This window comes from Mesorhizobium sp. CAU 1741, from assembly GCF_039839275.1.
Classification (GTDB): domain Bacteria; phylum Pseudomonadota; class Alphaproteobacteria; order Rhizobiales; family Rhizobiaceae; genus Aerobium.
The window spans coordinates 1,257,406-1,280,414 of record NZ_JBDOQP010000001.1 but is presented as its reverse complement, the minus strand read 5'-3'; the positions used below and the strand labels follow the sequence as shown (position 1 = coordinate 1,280,414).

19 protein-coding genes and 1 tRNA gene are annotated in these 23,009 nt (G+C 63.0%); 8 read left to right on the top strand and 12 right to left on the bottom strand.

Annotated features, from left to right (window positions below):
- The first annotated feature begins 219 nt into the window (after nt 1-219).
- A complete protein-coding gene (locus AAFN84_RS06060) occupies nt 220-1,404 on the top strand; it encodes a UbiH/UbiF family hydroxylase (protein WP_347513591.1) in 1,185 nt (394 codons plus the stop codon).
- Nucleotides 1,405-1,406: 2 nt separating this feature from the next.
- Here the strand turns inward: AAFN84_RS06060 and AAFN84_RS06055 are convergent, their stop codons facing one another.
- Entirely contained in the window at nt 1,407-2,369 is a 963-nt protein-coding gene (locus tag AAFN84_RS06055) for an AEC family transporter (protein ID WP_347513590.1), read from the bottom strand.
- 133 nt (nt 2,370-2,502) lie between these two features.
- Between AAFN84_RS06055 and hspQ the strand changes: the two genes are divergently transcribed.
- Complete coding sequence (gene hspQ / locus AAFN84_RS06050; protein ID WP_347513589.1) at nt 2,503-2,835, top strand: heat shock protein HspQ; 333 nt, start codon at nt 2,503-2,505, stop codon at nt 2,833-2,835.
- Between the two features lie 85 nt (nt 2,836-2,920).
- Here hspQ and AAFN84_RS06045 read toward each other — a convergent pair whose 3' ends face one another.
- Nucleotides 2,921-3,556: an invasion associated locus B family protein gene (locus AAFN84_RS06045; protein ID WP_347513588.1), complete on the bottom strand. Its 636-nt coding sequence runs from the start codon at nt 3,554-3,556 to the stop codon at nt 2,921-2,923.
- 242 nt (nt 3,557-3,798) lie between these two features.
- Between AAFN84_RS06045 and AAFN84_RS06040 the strand changes: the two genes are divergently transcribed.
- Both AAFN84_RS06040 and AAFN84_RS06035 read left to right on the top strand, forming a co-directional pair.
- Entirely contained in the window at nt 3,799-5,601 is a 1,803-nt protein-coding gene (locus AAFN84_RS06040; RefSeq protein ID WP_347513810.1) for an extracellular solute-binding protein, read from the top strand.
- A gap of 11 nt (nt 5,602-5,612) precedes the next feature.
- Entirely contained in the window at nt 5,613-6,308 is a 696-nt protein-coding gene (locus tag AAFN84_RS06035; protein WP_347513587.1) for a DsbA family oxidoreductase, read from the top strand.
- Nucleotides 6,309-6,512: 204 nt separating this feature from the next.
- On the opposite strand, the gene mfd is transcribed toward AAFN84_RS06035, so the two are convergent.
- Both mfd and AAFN84_RS06025 read right to left on the bottom strand, forming a co-directional pair.
- Entirely contained in the window at nt 6,513-9,998 is a 3,486-nt protein-coding gene (gene mfd, locus AAFN84_RS06030; RefSeq protein WP_347513586.1) for a transcription-repair coupling factor, read from the bottom strand.
- Nucleotides 9,999-10,005: 7 nt separating this feature from the next.
- Complete coding sequence (locus AAFN84_RS06025; RefSeq protein ID WP_347513585.1) at nt 10,006-10,293, bottom strand: succinate dehydrogenase assembly factor 2; 288 nt, start codon at nt 10,291-10,293, stop codon at nt 10,006-10,008.
- 93 nt (nt 10,294-10,386) lie between these two features.
- On the opposite strand from AAFN84_RS06025, the gene recG reads away from it, so the two are divergent.
- Both recG and AAFN84_RS06015 read left to right on the top strand, forming a co-directional pair.
- The gene (gene recG / locus AAFN84_RS06020; protein ID WP_347513584.1) at nt 10,387-12,495 is read left to right on the top strand and encodes an ATP-dependent DNA helicase RecG; all 2,109 of its coding nucleotides are present in this window, start codon (nt 10,387-10,389) and stop codon (nt 12,493-12,495) included.
- 26 nt (nt 12,496-12,521) lie between these two features.
- Nucleotides 12,522-13,436, top strand: coding sequence for a DMT family transporter (locus AAFN84_RS06015; protein ID WP_347513583.1), 915 nt, complete (start codon nt 12,522-12,524; stop codon nt 13,434-13,436).
- Here the strand turns inward: AAFN84_RS06015 and AAFN84_RS06010 are convergent.
- Complete coding sequence (locus AAFN84_RS06010; protein WP_347513582.1) at nt 13,433-14,203, bottom strand: cytochrome c biogenesis CcdA family protein; 771 nt, start codon at nt 14,201-14,203, stop codon at nt 13,433-13,435. The genes AAFN84_RS06015 and AAFN84_RS06010 overlap by 4 nt on opposite strands.
- A 199-nt stretch (nt 14,204-14,402) precedes the next feature.
- On the opposite strand from AAFN84_RS06010, the gene AAFN84_RS06005 reads away from it, so the two are divergent.
- Both AAFN84_RS06005 and AAFN84_RS06000 read left to right on the top strand, forming a co-directional pair.
- Nucleotides 14,403-14,478 (top strand) — tRNA-Lys (locus AAFN84_RS06005).
- 164 nt (nt 14,479-14,642) lie between these two features.
- Nucleotides 14,643-15,146 (top strand): BA14K family protein, encoded by a 504-nt coding sequence (locus AAFN84_RS06000; RefSeq protein ID WP_347513581.1) that lies wholly within the window; start codon nt 14,643-14,645, stop codon nt 15,144-15,146.
- Between the two features lie 55 nt (nt 15,147-15,201).
- On the opposite strand, the gene AAFN84_RS05995 is transcribed toward AAFN84_RS06000, so the two are convergent.
- The 7 genes from AAFN84_RS05995 to queA all read right to left on the bottom strand — a co-directional run bounded on the left by AAFN84_RS05995 (nt 15,202) and on the right by queA (nt 22,997).
- Nucleotides 15,202-16,623, bottom strand: a complete 1,422-nt coding sequence (locus AAFN84_RS05995; RefSeq protein WP_347513580.1) for a pyridoxal-dependent decarboxylase — start codon at nt 16,621-16,623, stop codon at nt 15,202-15,204.
- A 98-nt stretch (nt 16,624-16,721) separates the two neighbouring features.
- Nucleotides 16,722-17,450 (bottom strand): proteasome-type protease, encoded by a 729-nt coding sequence (locus tag AAFN84_RS05990; RefSeq protein WP_347513579.1) that lies wholly within the window; start codon nt 17,448-17,450, stop codon nt 16,722-16,724.
- 32 nt (nt 17,451-17,482) lie between these two features.
- Nucleotides 17,483-18,277, bottom strand: a complete 795-nt coding sequence (locus tag AAFN84_RS05985; RefSeq protein WP_347513578.1) for a transglutaminase family protein — start codon at nt 18,275-18,277, stop codon at nt 17,483-17,485.
- On the bottom strand, nt 18,277-19,218 hold the full coding sequence (locus AAFN84_RS05980) for an alpha-E domain-containing protein (RefSeq protein WP_347513577.1): 942 nt from the start codon (nt 19,216-19,218) through the stop codon (nt 18,277-18,279). The genes AAFN84_RS05985 and AAFN84_RS05980 overlap by 1 nt, the downstream gene beginning before the upstream one ends.
- A 16-nt stretch (nt 19,219-19,234) precedes the next feature.
- On the bottom strand, nt 19,235-20,647 hold the full coding sequence (locus tag AAFN84_RS05975; RefSeq protein WP_347513576.1) for a circularly permuted type 2 ATP-grasp protein: 1,413 nt from the start codon (nt 20,645-20,647) through the stop codon (nt 19,235-19,237).
- A gap of 143 nt (nt 20,648-20,790) precedes the next feature.
- Nucleotides 20,791-21,921 carry a tRNA guanosine(34) transglycosylase Tgt gene (gene tgt, locus AAFN84_RS05970; protein ID WP_347513575.1) on the bottom strand — a complete coding sequence of 377 codons (1,131 nt, stop codon included), beginning with the start codon at nt 21,919-21,921 and terminating at the stop codon, nt 20,791-20,793.
- Complete coding sequence (gene queA, locus AAFN84_RS05965; protein ID WP_347513574.1) at nt 21,918-22,997, bottom strand: tRNA preQ1(34) S-adenosylmethionine ribosyltransferase-isomerase QueA; 1,080 nt, start codon at nt 22,995-22,997, stop codon at nt 21,918-21,920. Before queA ends, tgt begins: the two co-directional genes overlap by 4 nt.
- Nucleotides 22,998-23,009: the final 12 nt, after the last annotated feature.

The following is a 23,009-nucleotide window of genomic DNA, read 5'->3' as shown; positions in this document are numbered from 1 at the left end:
ATGGGATATCGCGCGGCGCACCTGCTTTTCAACTGGCGGGTGATACGCAAGGCGCATCATCCAGAACATCTTCATCGATCCCTCGGGGCCCGTGAACCGGAGCGCGCTGTAAAACCGTGTGGGAGAGCCGGACATGTTCGCGAGGTAGATGGCTTTCCGCCGTTGATCGACATAGGCCCCAGCGCCTATATGCGTCAGGCGCACTGGCCGGAGCTTCACATGAAAATCTCGACTGACATCGTCGTTGCGGGTACCGGACCAGCCGGCCTGATGGCGGCTCTTGCCCTGGCCGGCGAGGGCTTTCGCATCGTTCTGGTGGGGCCGGAGACCAATCTGACTGATCGGCGCACCACAGCGCTGATGGAGCCGCAGCTCGACTTTCTCGACCGGTTGTCGATCCTGGGTTCGCTCGAGGCGGGTTCAGCCCCGCTGCGGATCATGCGAATCGCGGACGCAACCTCGCGTCTCTTTCGAAGCCCGGTCGTGACTTTCCGTGCCAGCGAGATCGGCGAAGCGCGTTTCGGCCTCAACATCCCCAACGGGCATTTGCTGGCGGAACTCGATGCGGCGGTGAAAGGCAACTCCAACATCGAGCGCGTGACCTCGCTGGTGGCACGTTGGGCGCCGCAAGCCGATGTCGTCGAGGCAGCGCTCGACAACGGCGACATGATTGCGGCGATGCTCACAGTGGCCGCAGACGGACGACTGTCTCCCGCACGCGAGGCTGCGGGCATCCAAGTCAGATCGCGACCTAGCCGACAGTCGGCAGTGGTGCTGAGCTTTTCGCATTCACGGAGCCACGAGGACACCTCGACAGAGTTTCATACCGAAACCGGCCCGTTCACCCAGGTCCCGCTCCAGGGCAAGCGATCGAGCCTTGTCTGGGTAACGCGTCCGGACGAGGCCGAAACGCTCATGACGCTGGACGACGACACGCTCTCACGCCGCATCGAAGAACGCATGCAATCCATGCTGGGCCGTGTGACCGTGGAGGCTGGGCACCAGCTTTATCCCCTCGCCTCCGCCCTGCCGCACCGGTTCGCCGCCAACCGCGTGGCGCTGGTCGGTGAAGCAGCGCATATCTTTCCGCCGATAGGCGCCCAGGGGCTCAATCTCGGGATACGGGACATCGAGAGCCTTGCGGCCATTGCTGCCCGGCATGGCGCCGATCCCGGGTCGGTCAAGGCGCTTGACGCCTATGATCGCGCCCGCAGGCCCGACATCGTCGCGCGTTCCTCGGCGGTCCAGTTGCTCAACCGTTCGCTGCTATCGGACATGCTGCCGGTGCAGGTGATGCGGTCGGCCGGATTAGGGCTGCTTGGCGCCGCCTCCCCGCTGCGCGCGCTTTTCATGCGCGAAGGCCTGCGGACCGGAAGCGGGCTCGGCAACCTGTTTCGAGGCTAATTTCAGGGAAACAGATCGGGCGGCACCATGCCGTTCTTGATGAGGTAGAGCAGCGCGGTCAGGGTGGCGACGGAAAGCACGGTGGTTATCAGCACGCTGGCCGATGCCCTCTCCAGCCATACCCCGTATTGCTGGGCTATGACGAACACGTTGGTCGCCGTCGGTAGCGCCGCCAGAAGCATCGCCGAATACATCCATGTCGCCGAGAAGTCGCCGACGAGGCTCAGAACGACGTAGCAGACGAGCGGATGCACGACGAGCTTGAGAGCGGCGATTGCCCCCAGTTCGCGTGGCACTCGCTTGAGCGGTCGCAAGGCAAGTGTCACGCCCATGGCGAACAGCGCACATGGGGCCGCGGCCTGGGCGAGATACTGGAGCAGCGTGGCCACAGGCGCTGGCGGCTCGAAACGAACGACGGCAGCAAGGACGCCGACCGCTGTTGCAATGATGAAGGGGTGCAGCACGATGCGCCTTGCAACATCGAAAGCAAGGCGCGATGCCGGTTCCTTCTGCCCGCCGGCAAGCGCCATCATCATCGGTGCGACCGCGAAATGCATGATGTTCTCGACGCAGAAGATCAGCGCAACCGGCACGGCAGCCTCGGGACCGAATGCCAGCAGCGCCAGCCCCGGCCCCATGAAGCCGATATTTCCGTAGGCTGCGGCAAGCGCCTTGATCGTGCTTTGCCGTATGCCATCCCGCGAAACCAGCATCGATGCGGCGAACATCAACCCGAAGATCAGATAGGTCGAGAAGACCGCTCCAAACACGTAGCGCCACTCCGTCAACTGTTCGACGGGCGTGCGCGCGATGAGCTGGAAGAACAACGCCGGCAAGGCCACGTAGATGATGAACGTGTTCATCCAGCCCAGCGCCTCCAGCGGCTGCCGGGTGAGCCGGGCGGTCAGCGCGCCGAGGAAGATCATCCCGAAGAACGGGAGAACGAGGCCGATGATGTTCGCCATGAAAGGTCCTGGAATCCAAGAGGCCGGATGCCACTCGGAAGGCGGCTAACCCGCGCCTGTCTCGTCGTCAAGTTGCAAGACGGTTGAATTGTGCGGCGCAATGCGCCACATTGCGCGGCTAGGGTACCGGGATATGCGTGAAGCAAAACTAGCAAAGTTCAGAATTGGCCAAGTGGTTCGCCACCGGCTTTTCCCCTTCAGGGGTGTTGTCTTCGACGTTGATCCGGAGTTCGCCAACACCGATGAATGGTACGAGGCGATACCAGCCGAGGTCCGGCCGTCGAAGGACCAGCCATTCTATCATCTGCTGGCGGAAAACGATGACACGGAGTACGTCGCCTACGTGTCCGAGCAGAACCTGCTCGACGACAGTTCCGGCGAGCCCGTGCGCCATCCGCAATTGACGGAATTCTTCGACAAGACCAGCGACGGCCACTACGCGCCAAAGGGCCGCGCCAGCCACTGACCGCGTGTTTGAGGGTCTATAACGAAAAAGGCGGGCCTTGGCCCGCCTTTTCAGTATTTCGAGACTGGCTTCGGGGCGCGTCCGATCAGTTGCCCTGCTTCGCCTTTTCCTGCTCTTCGCGCAGCTTTTCAGCAAAGTCTTCGGTGTTGCGGTTGACGAAGTCCTGGATGCGCTTCTGGCGATCCTCGATGTCGGCCTGCTGCAGCGGCTCGCCGTCGAACGCCGCCGTGAACCCTGCCAGCGAAACCTTGATCGGGTTCGGCTGGTTCTGGAAGTTGACCGACGTCAATGTGAGTTCGGAGCCGCGCTTGAACGATGCAACCAGTTCGTCGTTCAACGGACCCTCGGCAATGCAGCGATCCGGCAGGCAGATCATGTAGTCGATCTTCTGCGGCTGGCCGCCATCGATCTGCATGCCGACGCCCGGAGGCACCAGACGGCCGGTAGGCACGGTGATCTGGAAGATGCGGCGATTGGTCTTGCCCTTGACTTCGATCAGGCTCACCCCGGTCAGAAGCTGGCCGGTGTCGGCAACGAGGATGTTCTGCACGTTGCAGATGTCGATGTCTTCCTGCTTGCTGCAGGCCTTGAACCAGCCTTCGGGCAACTGTTGCTGCTGCTGCTGCTGGGCAGATGCGGGCATTGTCGCGCCGGCGAAGATGGCCGCGATGCCGGCGGCCAGAAGGGAAAGTCGGGTCGCATTGGTCTTGCGGCGATTCATGTGGTCGATTTCCTCTCAGAAAGTGGGCTGCGGCGCTGACTGGCGATCGATCCGCTACTGCTGATCAAATACGGCGACAGCATGACTCTTGCGCGTGTTACACCGCACGTGACGGCAAATCCAGACCTCCAGTGGTGTTTTGCCGCTTTCGGCGGGGATTCCGGCGCACGCCGCTCTCATGTTAGGGTTCTTCGAATCGCCCGTCCCAGACATCGTACCGGAGTTCGTTGATGCGCATGTCGATGCTCGCCCTTTTCATCATGGCCTTTGCGTCGGCCCTGGGACCTGTCGCCGCGCAGAACGGTCCGAGCCATGCCATCGCGATGCACGGCGAGCCGGAACTGCCCTCCGATTTCACCCATTTTCCTTATGCCAATCCCGATGCGCCGAAAGGCGGGCGCATCGATTATTCGGTGCAGGGTTCGTTCGACAGCCTTAACCCCTTCATCGTGCAGGGCGATGGCGCGCGCGGGCTCTTCGACCAGTTCTTCGGCAGCAATGTGTTCGAGACGTTGCTGCTGCGCTCGCGCGACGAGGCCTTCACGCTTTATCCGCTGATCGCCGAGAGCGTAGAGACGGACGAGGAGCGCAGTTTCATCGAGTTTACCCTTGACCCACGCGCGCGCTTCTCCGACGGCGAACCGATCACCCCGGACGACGTGATCTTCTCGATGAAGCTGCTTCTGGACAAGGCCAGGCCGAACTACCAGAACTGGATTCGCGCCGTGGACACCATGGAGACGGTCGGCGAGCGCGGCGTGCGCTTCACGATGAAGCCGGATGCCGGACGCGAGATTCCGCTGCTTCTGGCGCAACTGCCGATCCTGCCGGAACACGCCATCGACGCCGAAACGTTCGACCGGTCCTCGCTCGAGCCGATGATCGGGTCGGGGCCTTATATCGTCGACAGCGTGCGACCCGGCGAAGTGGTCGTGATGAAGCGCAATCCGGACTATTGGGCCAAGGACATCCCCAGCAAGCGCGGCTTCGACAATTACGACGAGATCCGCATCAACTATATCCGCGACGACAACACCATGTTCGAGGCCTTCAAGCGCGGTCTGTTCTCGCTTCACATCGAGACGGACACGGGCCGCTGGACAACCGGATATGATTTTCCCGCCGCCAATGAAGGCAAGGTCATCAAGGACGAGTTCGAAAGCCGCTTGCCATCGGGCATGTATGGTTTCGTGATGAATACCCGACGCGCGGTCTTCGCGGACGAAGCCGTGCGTCGCGCGCTGGTCGGTCTGTTCGATTTCGAGTGGGCCAATCGTAATCTCTTCAACGGCGCCTACAAGCGGATCAGAAGCTATTATGACGGGTCCGAGCTTTCGTCCCACGGCGTACCGGCAAGCGAGGCAGAGCGCGCCCTGCTCGCCCCTTACCCCGACGCCGTGCGGCCCGAGATCATGGATGGCACATACGTCCTGCCTACGTCAGATGGTTCGGGACGCGACCGGGACTTCATGCGCCAGGGGCTGGAAGCCTTGCAGGCGGCCGGCTATCGTCTCGACGGTCGGCGGCTGGTCGACGAAAATGGCACGCAATTAGGCTTTGAGATCCTGCTCAACGGACCATCGGGCCAGGCACTTGCGATGTCGTGGGCGCGCACGCTGGAGCGTCTTGGCATCGCGGCGACGATCCGCGTCGTGGACAGCGCCCAATATCTCCAGCGCCAGCGCACCTATGACTACGACATCATCCTGCACAACTACTCCTCGTCGCTTTCGCCAGGCGCAGAGCAACTTGCGCGCTTCGGTTCGGTAACGCGCGACCTCGACGGTACTTTCAACTTCGCCGGCGTGGCGGAGCCGGCGATCGACGCTATGATAGAGGCATTGCTTGCCGCGCGCTCGCGCGAGGATTTTGTCACGGCCGTGCGCGCCTATGATCGTGTCCTTCTGAGTGGCGCCTATGTGGTGCCGCTCTATAACCCGCTGACGAATAGCTGGGTCGCGCGCTGGAAGCAGATCCAACGTCCGGAGACCACCCCGCTTTACGGCCCCCAGTTCCAGACATGGTGGCACGAGCCGTCGGAGTGATGGAGACAAAGATGAGCGAAGTCGAACACATATCGGTCGATGTGATATCCGACGTGGTCTGCCCCTGGTGCTTCATCGGCATGAAGCGCCTTGAACGGGCGGTCGCGTTGGTGGACGGAGTCGATGTCGCGCTGCGGTGGCGCCCCTACCAGCTCGACCCCTCGATACCGAAGGAAGGCCTCCCCCGCCGCGACTACATGCTGGCGAAATTCGGCAGCGATGAAAAGCTCAAGGCCATTCACGAACAGGTCGCCACGATCGGCGAGGTCGAAGGCATCCGTTTTCATTTCGACGCCATGGAGAAGGCCGCCAACACCCTTGACGCGCATCGGCTGATCCGGTGGGCGGGCTCGCCGCAATCGCCGTCCGGTGCGCAGACCCAGGCCGTGCGTCGTCTGTTTGAGTTGAATTTCGAGGAGGGCCGTGACATCAGCGATCCTGCTGTCCTGGGCGAAGTCGCCGACGAGATCGGCATGGATTCCGCGCTTGTCACGGCATTGCTGGCTTCGAATGCGGATGCGGATTCCGTCCAGGCGGAGATCGCGACCGCCGCACAGATGGGTGTGCGCGGTGTGCCGTGCTTCCTGATCGAAAGCAAATACGCCGTCATGGGCGCTCAGGATGCCGAAGTGATCGCCGACGCCTTGAAGCAGATTGCAGCGGCCAAGGCGCGCGGTGAAATCGAGAGCGGCGACGAGGCGGGATAGATCGATGACACCGTCATCCCGGCCGACCGAGCAAAGCGAGGGAGAGTCGGGACCGATTGAGCAGCGCGGCCGGTCGGCCGGTTGCGCGCTACTGCGCTGGCATGCATTTTCACGACGACCGGGCCGCGCCCCATGATCTTCGGATCAATGGGTCCCGACTCTGCGGTCGCTTCGTTTCCTTGCCCGGGATGATGAGCCGTCGCATCAGGCCGCCTTTTCCGCCAGCTTCGCCAACTGGGTCATCACCACCGCCGAACCCGAGAGGCGCTTGGAAGCGCTCGCCCAGTCGCGCATGAGCACGACACTGTGGTCCGGCCTGATCTTGGCGAGCGACCCCTGCTCGGCGATGAACCGAACCAGTCCTGCCGGCTCGGGGAACGCCTTGTTTCGGAAGTGCAGCACCACGCCTTTCGGGCCTGCATCCAGCTTCTCGACATTGGCCTTGCGGCACAGCGACTTGATGAAGACGATCTTGAGCAGATGGTCGACTTCTTCCGGCAGTGAGCCGAAGCGGTCGATGAGTTCGGCGCCGAAACCGTCGATCTCTTCCGGCGTCTCGAGTTCCGCGAGGCGGCGATATAGACCAAGCCTGAGTTGCAGGTCGGGCACGTAGCTCTCCGGGATCATCACGGCCGTGCCGATGGTGATCTGCGGTGACCAGCTTCCGTCTGTCGCCTCTGCGTCGCCCTTGAGTTCCGCGACCGCCTCCTCGAGCATCTGCTGGTAGAGTTCGAAACCGACCTCCTTGATATGGCCGGATTGCTCCTCGCCCAGCAGATTGCCCGCCCCGCGAATGTCGAGATCGTGGCTTGCAAGCTGGAAGCCTGCGCCGAGAGTGTCGAGGGACTGGAGAACCTTGAGTCGACGCTCCGCAAGCTGGGTCAGCGTCTTCTTTGCCGGGAGAGTGAACAGCGCATAAGCGCGCAGCTTCGATCGACCCACCCGCCCGCGAAGCTGATAAAGCTGTGCCAACCCGAACATGTCGGCGCGATGAACGATCAACGTGTTGGCGGTTGGAATGTCGAGGCCGGACTCCACGATCGTCGTCGACAAGAGCACATCGTACTGGCCGTCGTAGAACGCGTTCATGATGTCGTCGAGCTCGCTTGCCGGCATCTGGCCATGCGCGGTGGCGACCTTCAGTTCGGGCACCTGCTCGTCGAGAAACTGCTTGATGTCACCGAGATCGGCGATGCGCGGCACAACGTAGAAGCTCTGGCCGCCGCGATAACGCTCCCGCAGCAGCGTCTCACGAACCACCAGCGCGTCGAAGGGCGAAATGAACGTACGCACTGCCATCCGGTCAACCGGTGGGGTGGTGATGAGCGAGAGCTCGCGCACGCCCGTCAACGCAAGTTGCAGCGTGCGCGGGATCGGTGTCGCCGAGAGGGTCAGCACATGCACGTCGCTCTTCAGCTCCTTCAGCCGCTCCTTGTGCTTGACGCCGAAATGCTGCTCCTCGTCGATGATCAGGAGGCCGAGATTCTTGAAGCCGATAGCAGTCCCGAGCAGCGCATGGGTTCCGACCACGATATCAACTGTGCCTTCCGTGATGCCTTTCTTCGTCTCGGCCAGTTCTTTGGCCGTTACGAGCCGTGATGCCTGACGCACTTTTACGGGCAGGCCCGAGAAGCGCTGGCTGAACGTGCGGTAGTGCTGGCGCGCGAGAAGCGTCGTCGGAACGACCACAGCCACCTGAAAGCCTTCCATGGCTGCCAGGAAGGCGGCGCGCAGCGCGACCTCCGTCTTGCCGAAGCCGACGTCGCCGCAGATGAGCCTGTCCATAGGCCGGCCAGCCGCAAGATCGTCCGCCACCGCGTCGATGGCCGTCTGCTGGTCCTCGGTCTCGTCATATGGAAAGCGGGCGGCGAACTCGCCATAGAGTCCATCCGGAGGCGTCAGCACCGGCGCCGGCCGCATCTGGCGCTCCGCAGCGATGTTGATGAGCTGGCCTGCCATCTCGAGCAGGCGCCGCTTGAGCTTGGCCTTGCGCGACTGCCACGCGACACCGCCTAGCTTGTCCAGAACGGTTTCCGCCGCGTCCGAACCATAGCGCGACAGCAGCTCGATATTCTCCACCGGCAGGAAGAGCCGGTCGTCGCCCGCGTAGCGCAACTCAAGGCAGTCGTGCGGTGCGCCGGCTGCCTCGATCGTGCGCAGGCCAATGAACCGGCCGATCCCGTGATCGGCGTGGACAACGATATCTCCGGCAGAAAGAGCCGAAACTTCCGCAATGAAATCAGATGCCTTCTTGCGTTTCTTCGTGCGCCTGACAAGCCGGTCGCCAAGAATGTCCTGCTCGGCCACCACAACGATTTCAGGCGTCTCGAACCCCGATTCGAGCGGCAGCACGACGAGCCCCGCCTGGCCCGCTTTGAGCGCTTCCGCTTCCTTCAGCGATTGCACACGGCTCAGATTTTCGAGCCCATGCTCTGCAAGAATTTGCGTCAGCCGGTCGAGCGATCCTTCGCTCCAGCCGGCGACGAGGACACGCCGCCCCGCTGCCCGTCGGTCGGCGATGTGACGGACAGCATGTTCGAACACATTTGTATTGGGATCAGCCCGTTCCTCGGCAAAGCTCCGGCCGGCATGGGCGCCGGCATGGCGCAGCGCCCGATCGCTGGTCTCCGGGACATCGAATGGCGTCAGATTAGCGGAGAGGCCGATCGCCGCGTTCGCCGAGGCCTCTTCCGGCGACAGGTACAGCAATTCCGGCTTGACCGGCTTGTAGGGCACGGAATCCGCGAAAGCATCCGCCGGCTGCTTCGAACGTGCCTCGTAGTGATCGACGATGAGCGCGTACCGCTCGCCGAGCGCCTCGCGCGCCAGATGATCGAATATTACCGGCGCGTCCGGCAGATAGTCGAATATCGTGTCGAGCCGCTCGTAGAACATGGGCAGCCAGTGCTCCATGCCGGCGAACCGACGACCTTCGCTGACCGCCGCATAGAGAGCATCGTCGCGCGACGGCGCACCGAAAGCCTCGATATAGGCGCGGCGAAAACGACTGATCGTCTCGGGAGTAAGCGCAACCTCGCTCATCGGTTTCAGCGAGAACGACTGCCGCTGCCCGGTGGTGCGCTGCGACGCCACATCGAAGGCTCGCACGGATTCCAGCGTGTCGCCGAAGAAGTCCAGCCGCAGCGGATCGTCGCCGGGGGCGTAGATATCGAGAATGCCGCCGCGCACGGCAAATTCCCCCACGTCGCGAACAGTAGGAACGCGCTCGAAACCAGCCGTATCCAGCCGCAGAGCCAGTTCGTTCATGTCGATCTGGTTGCCCGGCTTCGCCACGATGGTCTGGGCGGAGACCGCATCTGCGGGCGGCATCCGTTGCAGCAGCGCATTGGCGCTCACCAGGATCACCGCACGATGGGGCGCAAGGCGAAGTGCTGCCATTGCCACCATGGCATCCAGTCGCCGTGCGGCGGCATCGGAGCCGGGCGAAACCCGGTCGTAGGGCAGGCAGTCCCAGGCCGGCATTTCGAGCACCGGCAGACCGGGCGCGGCAAAGGCCAGCGTTTCCCTGATCTGGGGCAGGCGCTGGCCATCGCGCGCGACGAAGATCAGCGGTTCTTCGCCGAGGTTCTGCGCAATGGACGCCAGCGCAAAGGCTTCATAGCCGTCGGTGACGCCGTCAATTGTGACAAGGCCGCTTGCCGGCATGCGAATGGGGGGGATCAGGCTCATGGCTTGCTCAGGCGTTGGCGCTGCCGCGGTATGACAGGATCCGGGCGAAGATGTCCGTGTCGTGATGCGCCGGCACGGCTGCCTCTCCAGTTACCCATTTGAGGATATCGGCGTCTGGTTCGGCCATCAGGGCTTCGTATATTTCGAGTTCGGCATCGGACAGGCGCCCTATCTCGGCGTCGGCGAAAGCGCCGAGGATCAGGTCGACCTCCCGCATGCCGCGATGCCAGGAACGGAAAAGCACCTTGCGGCGGCGAATGTCGAGGTCGGCGCTGGACCGCGTAGTTCCAGTCATTCAAAAAACCTTTGTGGATGACAGCGGCATATAGCGACTGTGCGCGCCATTGTCAGCCTTTCCGGAACCGGTCTGCCGACATAAGCTCGGCCGATGCGTCCCTCCCTGCTCGATCCGCTGTTCGCCCCCGCAACGACCCTCGACGGCGTCGGCCCGAAACTTGTCGGCCTGATCGCCAACGTGCTGCCGTTCGACACGACCGGGCGTGATGTGCGGGTCGGTGACCTGCCCTTCGTCCTGCCGCATTCCGTCATCGACAGGAGCAAGCGCTATCGCATTGCGGATGCGCCGGAAGGCATGATCGTGACACTCGACGTCACCATCGACCAGCATCAGCCGGCGCCAAGGGGCAACAGATCGGCGCCGTACCGCGTCTTTGCGCATGATGATTCGGGCGACATCGCACTGACCTTCTTCCATGCCAGGGCGGAATGGCTGGCCAAGGCGTTGCCGGAAGGCGAACGGATGCTGATTTCCGGCCGCATGGAGTGGTTCAACAGTCGGGCCTCCATGGTGCATCCGGACCACATGGTCCCGTTCAGCCGCGCCGGCGACCTGCCGGCGATGGAACCCGTCTATCCGTTGACCGCCGGCCTGTCGGGCAAAATCCTGCGCCGCGCTGTACTGGGCGCCGTTGAACGGCTGCCGGACATGAGCGAGTGGCTCGATCCCGAGCTCGCCCGGCGCCACTCCTTTCCATCCCTGCGCATGGCGCTGCACAGGCTGCACGAGCCGTCGGACCCACTCGACATCGACCCCGCCAGCGCGTCCTGGCGCAGGCTGGCCTATGACGAATTGCTCGCCGGCCAGCTCGCGCTGGCACTGGTTCGCAAGCGGCTGCGGCGCACCGCCGGTCGACCGCTGCGTGGCGACGGTCGCATAGAGCAGAAGATCCGCGAGGCCCTGCCCTACTCGCTGACGGGCTCGCAGGAACACGCCCTGCGTGAGATCCATGCCGACCTTGCCTCGCCAGAGCGCATGCTGCGTCTGCTTCAGGGCGACGTCGGTGCAGGCAAGACCGTTGTCGCGCTGCTGGCGATGGCGCGCGCCGCCGAAGCTGGCGGACAATCCGCCCTGATGGCGCCAACGGAGATCCTTGCCCGCCAGCATCTTGCCACCATCGCGCCTCTCGCCGCGAAAGCGGGGCTGCGGGCGGCTGTCCTGACCGGGCGGGAAAAGGGTCGCGAACGCGCCGAAATTCTCGCAGCCGTCGCTTCCGGCGGCATCGATATCCTTCTGGGCACCCATGCCCTGTTCCAGGAGAGCGTCGTCTTCCACGATCTGGCGCTTGCCATCATCGACGAGCAGCACCGCTTCGGTGTCCACCAGCGTCTGGCAATTTCCGCAAAGGGCGATGCGGTCGACATGCTCGTCATGACGGCGACGCCGATTCCGCGAACGCTGGTGCTGACGGCATTCGGCGACATGGACGTATCCCGGCTGACCGAAAAGCCGGCTGGCAGGCGGCCGATCACCACCGTGACCCTGCCCGTCGAGCGGCTCGCAGAACTGGTCGAACGCATCAGAAATGCAGTCGAGGAAGGCCAGAAGATCTACTGGATCTGCCCGCTGGTCGAAGAGTCCGAAGAAATCAAACTGATGTCGGCGGAGGATCGCCATGCATCGCTCAAGAGCATCTTCGGTGCGGCCGTCGGCCTCATTCACGGGCGCATGGCCGGGCGCGACAAGGACGAGGCGATGCGGGCCTTCAAGGATGGCGACACCCGCATCCTGGTCGGCACCACGGTCGTCGAGGTGGGCGTCGACGTGCCAGATGCCACGATCATCGTGATCGAGCATGCCGAGCGCTTCGGTCTGGCGCAGTTGCACCAGCTTCGTGGCCGCGTGGGTCGCGGCGACAAGCCTTCGACCTGCGTGCTGCTCTATAAGGAACCGCTGGGCCTCGTGGCCAAGCAGCGCCTTTCAGTGCTGCGTGAGACAGAGGATGGCTTTCGCATCTCGGAAGAGGACCTGAAGCTGCGCGGCGAAGGCGAATTGCTGGGCACCCGCCAGTCCGGCACACCGGGGTTCCGTGTCGCCCGCCTCGAGCGCCATGGCGATCTGCTGGAAATCGCCCGCGACGATGCGCGCCTTGTGCTGGAGCGCGATCCAGAATTGCGCTCCCAGCGCGGCGAGGCGTTGAGAATTCTTCTCTATCTCTATGGCCGCGACGACGCGGTGCGGCTATTGCGGGCGGGCTGATCCGTTTTCCCGAGGATTTCCCCCTCTTGCCCAACGACAATTCAAGCCGCCAGCGGCTCGCCTACCTCGTCATGCTCGTCGCGCCGCTTTTCTTCGCCACCAATCTCGTCTTCGGTCGTGGCGTCGTCAGCGAAGTCTCGCCGTTCACGCTGGCCCTGATTCGCTGGCTGGCCGTGGCGGCGGCGCTGTCGCCGTTTATCTATGCCGAGCGAATGAAGCTGCGCGTGGTTGTACAGCGGCGGTGGGGCTTGCTGCTGGCGCTCGCCTTCCTGGCCATGTGGGTGTGCGGTGGCGGCGTCTATTTCGGGCTGCAATGGACGACAGCCACCAATGCGACGCTGATCTACACAACATCGCCGGTCATCATCCTGGTGCTTGAAGGCATTTTCCGCGGCCGACCCGTCAGGCTGCGCGAAGGCGCAGGCGCCGTCATTGCCTTTCTGGGCGTCGCGACCATCGTTCTGCGCGGCGATCCGGCGGCATTGTTTTCTCTAAGCTTCAATGTCGGCGACCTCGTCCTCGTCGCGGCTGCCTTTGCCTGGGCAGGTTACTCTATCCTCTATCGCAGCCCAGAGCTTCAGCAGGTATCAAACGCCGCGATGCTGGGCTTGCTGGCGGCACTGGGCGCCGGCCTGCTGTTGCCTGCGGCCGCCGTCGAATGGATCATGGGCGCGCGCCTGCCGATTACGGCCCAGGCATGGTCGGGCATTGCCGGCATCGTCGTCTTCGCATCGCTGCTGGCCTTCATGACCTTCCAATACGGAATCAGGCAGCTTGGCGCGCCTTTGGCCGGAGTCTTCATGTATCTCTTGCCGCCCTACGGCGTCGTGCTTGCAGCACTGCTGCTGGGCGAACGCTTCGAGCCTTTCCACGCTGCCGGCATCGCGCTCGTCATGGGTGGGGTGATCCTTGCAACCTTTCCGGCGCGGCGAAATCTCTAGCCGAGCATGCCGAGTGCGGGAAACGTCTCCAGCAGCCAGAACGATGCCGCCTGGATGCCGCCGGTCAGAAACAGCACGCCGGCGAGCACAAGCAGTCCCCCCATCAGCTTCTCGATCCGTCCCATCTGTCCGCGGAAACGGCCAAGAAAGCGCATGAACGCACCTGAAAAGAACGCCGCCAGAAGGAAGGGAATGCCGAGACCGAGCGAATAGGCAGCCAGCAGCAATGCGCCTTCGCCCACCGTCTCTCGCCCGCCCGCCAGTGTCAGGATGGGGCCGAGCACCGGGCCGATGCATGGTGTCCAGCCGAAGGCGAAGGCAAGCCCCATGACATAGGCGGCCGCGGCGCTGGCGGGCTTTCCACCGGGCTGGAAACGCGCCTCGCGCGAAAGCAGCGGGATGCGGATCACGCCAAGGAAGTTAAGCCCCATGGCAATGATGAGCAGGCCGGCCACGACCGCCAGTTCCTGCTGGTAGGCGCGCAGCAGACCGCCAATGCTGGATGCTCCCGCGCCGAGCGCCACGAAGACGCTGGAAAAGCCAAGGACGAAGGCGACGGACGCGGTAATCAGCGCCATGCGGGCCGGCGGGGCAGAGACCACCGCCGCGCCATCTTGCGGCGGCAACGAATGGGTGCCACGGAAATCATCCATAGAGACCCCGGCCATATAGCACAGGTATGGGGGCACCAGCGGCAGCACGCACGGCGACAGGAAGGAAATGGCGCCAGCACCCACGGCGCTGAGATAGCCGATGTCGATGGCCATGGTCGCTATTGTCTCGATGGTTCAGGCATGTCGCGAGCGGTATAGTCGTTGCACAAGCCCGCCTCCAATCACCAATTTGTGGCAAAGCGTCGCTGCGCGCGCAATGCCTTGCCGGCCATGGGCTTTTTCCGGTTGACCGGCGAACCGCCTCTCCCTATGTTCCGCCGCACTTTCCGGGCGGCTTCGTACGCCCGCGAGGGAGCGCGTAGCTCAGCTGGTAGAGCAACTGACTTTTAATCAGTAGGTCCAGGGTTCGAGCCCCTGCGCGCTCACCAATCGGTGATCTCCCCTCTTCGATTTCCGCAAGAATACGGCCAGAGATCGCGATATGGTCGCAGACGTATATTTCGGATATTTGCAGGGGCGGAACAAATCGCCTGCCGATCCGTTAATATGAGAAGTTAAGGGACTTTCTGACGGACGACCGAGGAGAACAAGCATGTTCAAGTTCGTTTCTAGTGTTTGCGCGGCAGTGATGGTGGTCACGGTACCATTCGCCGCGCCCGCTGTTGCCATGCCGGTTGCGAAGCCCGCGCCTGCCTGGAGCGACGCGTCGCCCCTGCTGGTCCAGCATGACCGCTACAGCCAAGACCGCAATCTTCGCCGTGGCTGGCCGCCGCGTCGCGACAATTGGGCCGACAACGACCGCCGCTGGCGCGGTGACGGACCGCAGGTTCGCCATTGGCGCGGACACCGCGGCTACCGCGACTACAGGCCTGGCTATCGTCGCCATGACGGTTTCTGGTTCCCGCCGGCAGCCTTTATTGCCGGTGCGATCATCGGTGGGGCTATTGCCGGACAGGAACCCCCGGTTCGCTACCGGCCGCGCGGCGGTGCGCATGAAGAGTGGTGCTACAACCGCTATCGGTCGTACCGCGCCTCGGACAACACGTTCCAGCCCTATAATGGCGGACGCCGTCAGTGCAACTCGCCTTACGGCTGAACCAACCTGACTGAATTGAACGAGGCCCGTCCAGTGCGACGGGCCTCTTCTTTGTTTATCGATTTGACATCAGCCTTTGTGCGCAGCCGACGATCACGTCCAGCGCCGACATAACGTCTTCGCGGGTCGTCTCGAATTGCCCGGCCTGGAAGCGGATCGCAAGTTTTCCGTCCACCCGCGTTTGGGTGAGGTAAATCCGGCCGTCATCGTTGATCGCGGTAACGAGCGCCAGGTTGTGGGCGTCGAGATCATCGGCGTTTTCGGGCACATGCCGGAACGAGAACAGGGATAGCATCGGTTCGGTGACAATCTCGAAGCCCGGCATGGCACGGACCCGCTCGGCCAGCTCCTGGCTCCACGCCACATGGTTGCGTATCATTGCGCGGAGACCCTCGAGACCATGGGCGCGCAGGAGGAACCATATCTTCAGCGCGCGAAAACGGCGGCCGAGCGGCACAGACCACTCCGAATAGTTGATGATGCCGTCGCGGCCGTGGGTCTTGAGAAATTCGGGCTGGATCGCGAGGGTCTTCACCAGGCTGTCGGGATCGCGCAGGAAGTGCGCGGAGCAGTCGAATTGGGCGCCGAGCCACTTGTGCGGATTGAAGACGATGGAGTCCGCCTCCCCCACGCCGGCCCAGAAATGCCTGAATTCCGGGCAGATCATCGCGGAGCCTGCCCAGGCGGCGTCGACATGGACATACAGGCCATGCGCGCGGGCAACCGCGCAAACGGCGGCAACGTCGTCCGTGCCACCAGTGCTGGTGCCGCCGACCGAAGCGATGATGCCGGCTGGCAGAAGGCCTGCTTCGCGATCGGCGCGGATCGCTGCGTCCAGCGCTTGCGTGTCCATGGAACGCAGCGGACCGGAGACCGGCACGCGCACGAGATTGTCGTCACCGATACCCGAGACCCAGATGGCGCGGTCGATCGAGGTGTGGACCTGATCCGAAGAATAGACGCGCACGGCGGCCTGACCCGCCAGCCCTGCCTTGTTGCCGCGCCACTCGAGCGCACGTTCGCGCATCGTCAAAACGGCTGCGAGCGTGGCAGACGATGCGGAGTCCTGGATGACGCCCTGAAACTCTTGGGGCAGGCCGAGAGCCTGGCGAAGCCAGTCGAGCATCTTCGTCTCGAGTTCCGTCGCGGCCGGCGACGTCTGCCAAAGCATGCACTGCGCGGCCATCGCCGAGACGAGGTACTCGGCGACCACCGAGACCGGCGCGGCGTTGGCGGGGAAATAGGCAAAGAAGCGCGGGTGCTGCCAATGCGTCATGCCGGGCACGATATGCGCTTCGAAGTCAGCAAAGATGTCGTCCATCGCCTCCGGCTTTTCCGGCGCATGGGAGGCGATTGCCGAGGCAATTTCGCCTGGGGCGGTCCTGGCCCGAACCGGGCGTTCGCTCAGATTGGCGCGATAGTCCGCCCCCCACTCCGCGGCGCGTCGCGACCAGGCGCGAAAATCCTCATTGTCCATGGCCATCCTCCGGATTGATTGCGCCCTGCGGACCCGCGTTCAGCGGTTTGCGCAAGAAAGCCCGTGGATGGCGTTCGATGCAACCCGCATTCGCAGGATCACTGCTGGAAGTCGGGCAGCCTCTTGAACGCCGATTTCAGCGCGTCGGACCAGCCATCCGAAATCTCGCGATAGTAGGCGTCGTCATGGCCGATCCGCTTTCGGTAGCTGACATTGAAACCGTCCCTGCCGTAGAAAAGGATGTCGAGCGGCAAGCCAACGGACAGGTTCGACTTAACCGTCGAATCGAACGACACCATCAGCAGTTTCGCCGTTTCCGCAAACGTCATCGCCTTGTCGTAGGCGCGCACCAGGATCGGCTTGCCATACTTGGTTTCGCCGATCTGGAAGAACGGGGTGTCGTCGCTGGCCTCGATGAAGTTGCCTTCGGGATAGACGAGGAACAGGCGGGGTTCCGTACCCCGGATCTGTCCGCCAAAGACGAAAGACGCCGAGAATGCGTCGGCGCTCTGCCCGACGGGGGCCGAACTGGAGATGACCTCCTTGACCGTGTTGCCGACCAGCCTTGCCGACTGGTACATCGATGGCGTCTTGAGGATCGACGGGGAACGGTCTTCAGGCGCCTTGGAACGCTCGTCGAGCAGGCTGACCACGGCTTGCGTGGTCGCCAGGTTTCCTGCGGCGAGAAGCACCAAGACGCGCTCGCCCGGCACCTCCCACGTATACATTTTGCGGAACGTGGAGATCGAATCGATACCGGCATTCGTGCGGGTGTCCGACATGAATACCAGGCCGCGATCGATCTTGAGGCCGACGCAATAGGTCATGAATCAGGTGTCCGCAGTTGCCGAGTTGCGGATTACTGCTCGACTGTGATGTGAACTTCAAGCTGTTCCTGCGCCTGACCCAGTCTTATACCGGAAACCGGCATCGCATCGCGGTAGTCGCGGCCCGTTGCGAGCCGGACATAGCGCTCGTCCGGCGAAATGCCGTTGGAAACGTCGAATGCCACCCAGCCCAGTCCCGCCACATAGGCTTCCGCCCACGCATGGGTTGCGACCTGGTCCTTCGAGGCGTCCAGCATCAGATAGCCGCTGACATAGCGGGCCGGATATCCCAGCTTGCGGGAAGCAGCGAGAAAAATGTGGGAATGGTCCTGGCACACCCCCTCGCCGCGTAAGACGGCATCCTCCGCCGCCGTCGTGGACACGGTGGAGCCGAGGGTATAGGCGACCTTTTCGCGAATGAGGTGCGACAGCGCGTGCAGGCTCTCGACATCGCTGGCACCCTGCACGTTTTGTGCGATTTCGCTTACCAACGGGCCCGCCACGGTCAATGGCGTTTCGTGGTTGAACAGCCAAAGCGGCGCGAAGCCGCTATGCGCGCCGGTGATGCCGGCCGTGTCTTGCACGTCGACTTCACCTTGCGCCAGCACTTCAATCACGTTCGCTTCGCCGGTGATGCTGACTAGCCGCGTATCATTGGCGAAATGATCGAAGAAGCGCACCTCTTCGCTTGCGCCGCGCGTCTCGACTGTCCATGACGCGACCGTCTGGCCACGGGCGTTCTGAGGCGTCAGGCGAAGCCGCTGCAAGGCATAGGCCAGAGGGGCATCGTAGGAGTATTGGGTCCGGTGCGAGATCTTCAGCCGCATCAGAAGAACCGGTAATTCTGCGCGACCTCGTCGCCGAGCGTGTTGTTGCGGTGGATGAAATCCCCGAGGAACTCGTGCAGGCCGATGTCGAAAACCGCGTCGATGGTGCCGGGCCGAAGCTTGCTGAGAATCTCCTCCAGTGTCTGGTGGCAGTCATGGCGTTCGCCATAGTCGTCGGCAAGGAAGGTCAGGCTTTCCGCGATCATCCGGTAGCAGAAGGCCAGCGAGCGCGGCATGCGCCGGTTCAGGATCAGGAAGTCGGCTATGTTTGTCGGCTTGTAGTCGGCTTCATAGACCCAGCGATACGATCTGTGGGCGGATACCGACCGCAGGATCGACTCCCACTGGTAGTTGTCGAGCGAAGACCCGACCCAGGAGACCGACGGAAGGAGCACGTAATATTTCACGTCGAGGATGCGCGCGGTGTTGTCGGCGCGCTCGACATAGATCCCGAGCTGGGCGAAGTCGAAAATCTCGTTGCGAAGCATCGTGCCGTGCAATGCGCCCCGGATGAGTGCGGTCTCGCGCTTGACTGCGTCGAGGATCTTGGGAAGCTCGCGCTGGTCGATCGGCGATGCAAGAATGCGCCGGCACGTCATCCAGGCGTCATTGATGCTCTCCCATACTTCGCGCGTCAGGGCGGTGCGCACCATGCGGGCGTTGCTCCGCGCGGTCTCGACCGACGACAGGACGCTCGACGGATTGCTGGTGTCGCGCAAAAGGAAATCTGCGACATTGTCGGCCGAATAGGTCTGATGGCGTGAAGCGAAGGCGTTTTCCGCGCCAGCGCTTACGACGACGGAATGCCACTCGTCGGCGGACGTCTCGGTTCGCGTCAGCGCCAGGCGCAGCCCGGCATCGACGAGCCGCGCCATGTTCTCGGCTCGCTCGATGTAGCGGCTCATCCAGTAGAGACCATTGGCCGTCCTGCCCAGGAGCATCCGTCAGCCCTCCGCGCTAGTCATCGAGCACCCATGTATCCTTCGTACCGCCGCCTTGCGAAGAATTGACCACCAGCGACCCCTCCTTGAGCGCGACGCGTGTCAGGCCGCCGGGTACGATGCGGATGCGATCGGAGACAAGCACGAATGGGCGCAGGTCGACATGCCGTGGAGCGAGCCCCTGCTCGGTCAGAATCGGGCAGGTCGAGAGTGCGAGGGTAGGCTGGGCAATATAGTTGGTCGGTTTGGACTTGAGCTTGGCCGCGAAGGTCTCGTGTTCCTTTTTTGATGAGGTTGGCCCCACCAGCATTCCATAACCACCCGAACCATGGACCTCCTTCACCACGAGTTCGTCGAGGTGCTCGAGCACGTATTTGAGGCTATCGGCTTCAGAGCAGCGCCATGTCGGGATGTTGCCGAGTATCGCCTTACGGCCGGTATAGAACTCGATGATCTCGGGCATGTAGGAATAGATTGCCTTGTCGTCGGCAATCCCCGTGCCTGGGGCGTTGGCGATGGTGATGTTGCCCGCGCGGTACACGTCCATGATGCCGGGTACGCCAAGGGCGGAATCCGGGTTGAAGGTCAACGGATCGAGGAAATCGTCATCGACACGCCGATACAGCACGTCGATCTGCTTGTAGCCCTGAGTGGTTCGCATGGCGACGTGACCGTCGACAACGCGAAGGTCCTGGCCTTCCACGAGCTCGACGCCCATCTGGTCGGCGAGAAACGCGTGTTCGAAATAGGCCGAATTGTAGCTGCCCGGGGTGAGCACCGCGACGGTTGGCGTGCCTTTCGTGCTGCGCGGCGCAACCTGGGACAGGGACTGGCGCAGAAGCTGCGGATAGTTCTCCACCGGACGCACCTTGATCGTCTGGAACAGCTCTGGAAAGAGCTGCATCATCGTCTCGCGGTTCTCGATCATGTAGGAGACGCCCGATGGCGTGCGCGCATTGTCTTCGAGGACGAAAAACTCGTTCTCGCCCGTTCGCACGATATCCACGCCGATAATGTGGGTGTACACGCCAGCCGGCGGGCGGACACCGATCATCTCCGGCAGGAAAGCCGCATTGCCGGCGATCAATTCGCGGGGAATGCGCCCTGCCCTGAGTATCTCCTGGCGATGGTAGATGTCGTCGAGAAATGCGTTCAGCGCCTGGACGCGCTGCTCGATGCCCTGCGTGAGCCTGCGCCACTCGGCGCCCGAAATGATGCGCGGCACGATGTCGAACGGGATCAACCGCTCCGCCGCTTCCTGCTCTCCATAGACGGCAAAGGTGATGCCGGTGCGGCGAAACACATGTTCGGCATCACGCATCTTTTCTGTAAGACGCGACGAATCCTGGGTTTGCAGCCAGGATTCATAGCTCGAATATGGTTGTCTTAGCCCGGCTCCTTCCGGGCGCATCTCATCGAATGCTACCAAGCGGAAACTCCCTCTCCTCCCCATAACATGGAGTGGCCGGGAGAAAATCAAGTGAATTCAGGCAGGGAAACCCTGTCCGCGTACAAAATCGCGCCCACTGCCCAAGAAACAGGCGGCTTGCCGTCTGCCCGGACAGGCATCGCTCAGCGCGCCGGCAGGTCGCCGTCTTCCCACGCCTGACTGATCTCTCGCGCTCGCCCGGCAAAGCAGCCTGCCTCAATGGCTGACCGGATGTCCGCCATCAGTGCCTGATAATAGGCGAGGTTGTTCCAGGTCAGCAGCATTGCGCCCAGCGACTCGCCCGACTTGACGAGGTGATGAAGGTACGCACGCGAATAGTCGCGCGCAGCGGGGCACTCGCTTTCCTCGTCGAGAGGTCGTGGGTCATCCGCGTGCCGCGCATTGCGCAGGTTTATCTTGCCCCGTCGCGTATATGCCAGGCCGTGGCGCCCGGCCCGCGTCGGCATCACGCAGTCGAACATGTCGATGCCGCGGGCAACCGATTTGAGAATGTCGTCCGGCGTGCCGACCCCCATGAGGTATCGCGGCTTCGCCTGCGGCAGAACGGGACAGGTCACCTCCAGCATGTCGAGCATCACCTGCTGAGGCTCGCCCACCGCTAATCCCCCAACTGCATAGCCCTTGAGGTCCATCTCCGTGAGCGCCTGTGCCGATCGTTCCCGCAGCGCCGGAATGTCGCCGCCCTGGACGATGCCGAACATCGCCTTGCCCGGCTGGTCTCCGAACGCGACCTTGCAGCGCTCGGCCCATCGCAGCGACATCTCCATCGCACGCGCGATGTCGACTTCCTTCGCCGGCAGCGCAACGCATTCGTCGAGCTGCATCTGGATGTCCGAATCCAGCAGGCCCTGGATTTCGATCGAGCGTTCGGGCGACATCTCGTATTTCGCGCCGTCAATATGCGAACGAAAGGTCACGCCTTGCTCGTTGAGCTTGCGAAGCTTCGACAAAGACATGACCTGGAAGCCGCCGGAATCTGTAAGGATCGGCCATGGCCAGCGGGCGAAATCATGCAGGCCGCCGAGCCTCGCGACCCGTTCCGCGCCCGGTCTGAGCATCAGGTGATAGGTATTGCCAAGCACGATGTCGGCGCCCAGGTCGCGTACCTGGTCCATGTACATTGCCTTGACGGTGCCGCCGGTGCCCACCGGCATGAAGGCAGGCGTACGCACGGTGCCACGCGGCATAGTGATCTCGCCGCGCCGCGCACCACCGTCGGTGGCGAGCAGCCTGAAGGTGAATTCGTCACTCACTTGGTGTTCCTGAACAACAGGCTTGAATCGCCATACGAATAGAAGCGGTACCGCTGATCGATCGCATGTGCATAGGCCGCCCGCATGGTCTCCAGGCCGCAGAACGCGGAGACCAGCATGAACAAGGTCGAACGCGGCAGGTGGAAGTTGGTCATCAGAATGTCGGCAGTGCGGAAGCTGTAGCCGGGGGTGATGAAAATGTCGGTGGCGCCAGACCACGCATTGATCGTGCCGTCCACACTCGCCGCGCTTTCGAGCAGGCGCAGCGACGTCGTGCCGATCGAGACGATGCGCCCTCCTCGCGCCTTGACTGCATTCAATGCCGATGCAGTGCGAGCGTCGACATGGCCGATCTCGGCATGCATCCGGTGCCGCTGCGTATCGTCGACCTTAACCGGCAGGAAGGTGCCGGCGCCGACATGCAGGGTGACGAAATGCCGCTCGACCCCTATGGCATCGAGCGCCGCCATCAGTTCCGGCGTGAAATGCAGCCCGGCGGTCGGAGCAGCCACGGCGCCTTCCTCCCGCGCGTAAATTGTCTGGTAGTCGCTACGGTCCCGCTCATCCTCCGGCCGCTTGCCGGCGATGTATGGCGGAAGCGGGATCTTGCCGACGGCGTGCAATGCCTCGTCGAGTGCCGGTCCGGAGAGGTCGAAGGCGAGCGTGACTTCGCCCGCCTCACCTTTCTCCGCGACAGTCGCGTCCAGCGATCCCAGCAAGCAGGCATTGCCGCCATCATGGCCGAACTGGATGCGATCGCCCTTTGCAAGCCGCTTGGCAGGCCGCATGAACGCCTTCCAGCGGTCGGGCGCCACGCGCATGTGCAGTGTCGCATCGACCTGCGCAACGCTGTCCTCGCGCCGCCGCAACCCGGTCAGTTGTGCGGGTATCACCTTGGTATCGTTGAAAACCAGCGCGTCGCCGGGCCGCACGAACTGCGGCAGATCGAACACCACCCTGTCTTCCAGCCGCCGTTGCGGCTCGACCACAAGCATGCGCGCGGCGTGTCGCGGCTCGGCAGGCCGAACCGCGATACGCTCCTCAGGAAGTTCGAAATCAAACAGATCGACACGCACGGCGCGCTCCGT

Excerpts from the sequence above, each read along its gene's own strand:
- AAFN84_RS06060 (WP_347513591.1), top strand. The coding sequence starts at position 220 with ATGAAAATCTCGACTGACATCGTCGTTGCGGGTACCGGACCAGCCGGC.
- AAFN84_RS06055 (WP_347513590.1), bottom strand. The coding sequence starts at position 2,369 with ATGGCGAACATCATCGGCCTCGTTCTCCCGTTCTTCGGGATGATCTTC.
- hspQ (WP_347513589.1), top strand. The coding sequence starts at position 2,503 with ATGCGTGAAGCAAAACTAGCAAAGTTCAGAATTGGCCAAGTGGTTCGC.
- AAFN84_RS06045 (WP_347513588.1), bottom strand. The coding sequence starts at position 3,556 with ATGAATCGCCGCAAGACCAATGCGACCCGACTTTCCCTTCTGGCCGCC.
- AAFN84_RS06040 (WP_347513810.1), top strand. The coding sequence starts at position 3,799 with ATGCTCGCCCTTTTCATCATGGCCTTTGCGTCGGCCCTGGGACCTGTC.
- AAFN84_RS06035 (WP_347513587.1), top strand. The coding sequence starts at position 5,613 with ATGAGCGAAGTCGAACACATATCGGTCGATGTGATATCCGACGTGGTC.
- mfd (WP_347513586.1), bottom strand. The coding sequence starts at position 9,998 with ATGAGCCTGATCCCCCCCATTCGCATGCCGGCAAGCGGCCTTGTCACA.
- AAFN84_RS06025 (WP_347513585.1), bottom strand. The coding sequence starts at position 10,293 with ATGACTGGAACTACGCGGTCCAGCGCCGACCTCGACATTCGCCGCCGC.
- recG (WP_347513584.1), top strand. The coding sequence starts at position 10,387 with ATGCGTCCCTCCCTGCTCGATCCGCTGTTCGCCCCCGCAACGACCCTC.
- AAFN84_RS06010 (WP_347513582.1), bottom strand. The coding sequence starts at position 14,203 with ATGGCCATCGACATCGGCTATCTCAGCGCCGTGGGTGCTGGCGCCATT.
- AAFN84_RS06000 (WP_347513581.1), top strand. The coding sequence starts at position 14,643 with ATGTTCAAGTTCGTTTCTAGTGTTTGCGCGGCAGTGATGGTGGTCACG.
- AAFN84_RS05995 (WP_347513580.1), bottom strand. The coding sequence starts at position 16,623 with ATGGACAATGAGGATTTTCGCGCCTGGTCGCGACGCGCCGCGGAGTGG.
- AAFN84_RS05990 (WP_347513579.1), bottom strand. The coding sequence starts at position 17,450 with ATGACCTATTGCGTCGGCCTCAAGATCGATCGCGGCCTGGTATTCATG.
- AAFN84_RS05985 (WP_347513578.1), bottom strand. The coding sequence starts at position 18,277 with ATGCGGCTGAAGATCTCGCACCGGACCCAATACTCCTACGATGCCCCT.
- AAFN84_RS05980 (WP_347513577.1), bottom strand. The coding sequence starts at position 19,218 with ATGCTCCTGGGCAGGACGGCCAATGGTCTCTACTGGATGAGCCGCTAC.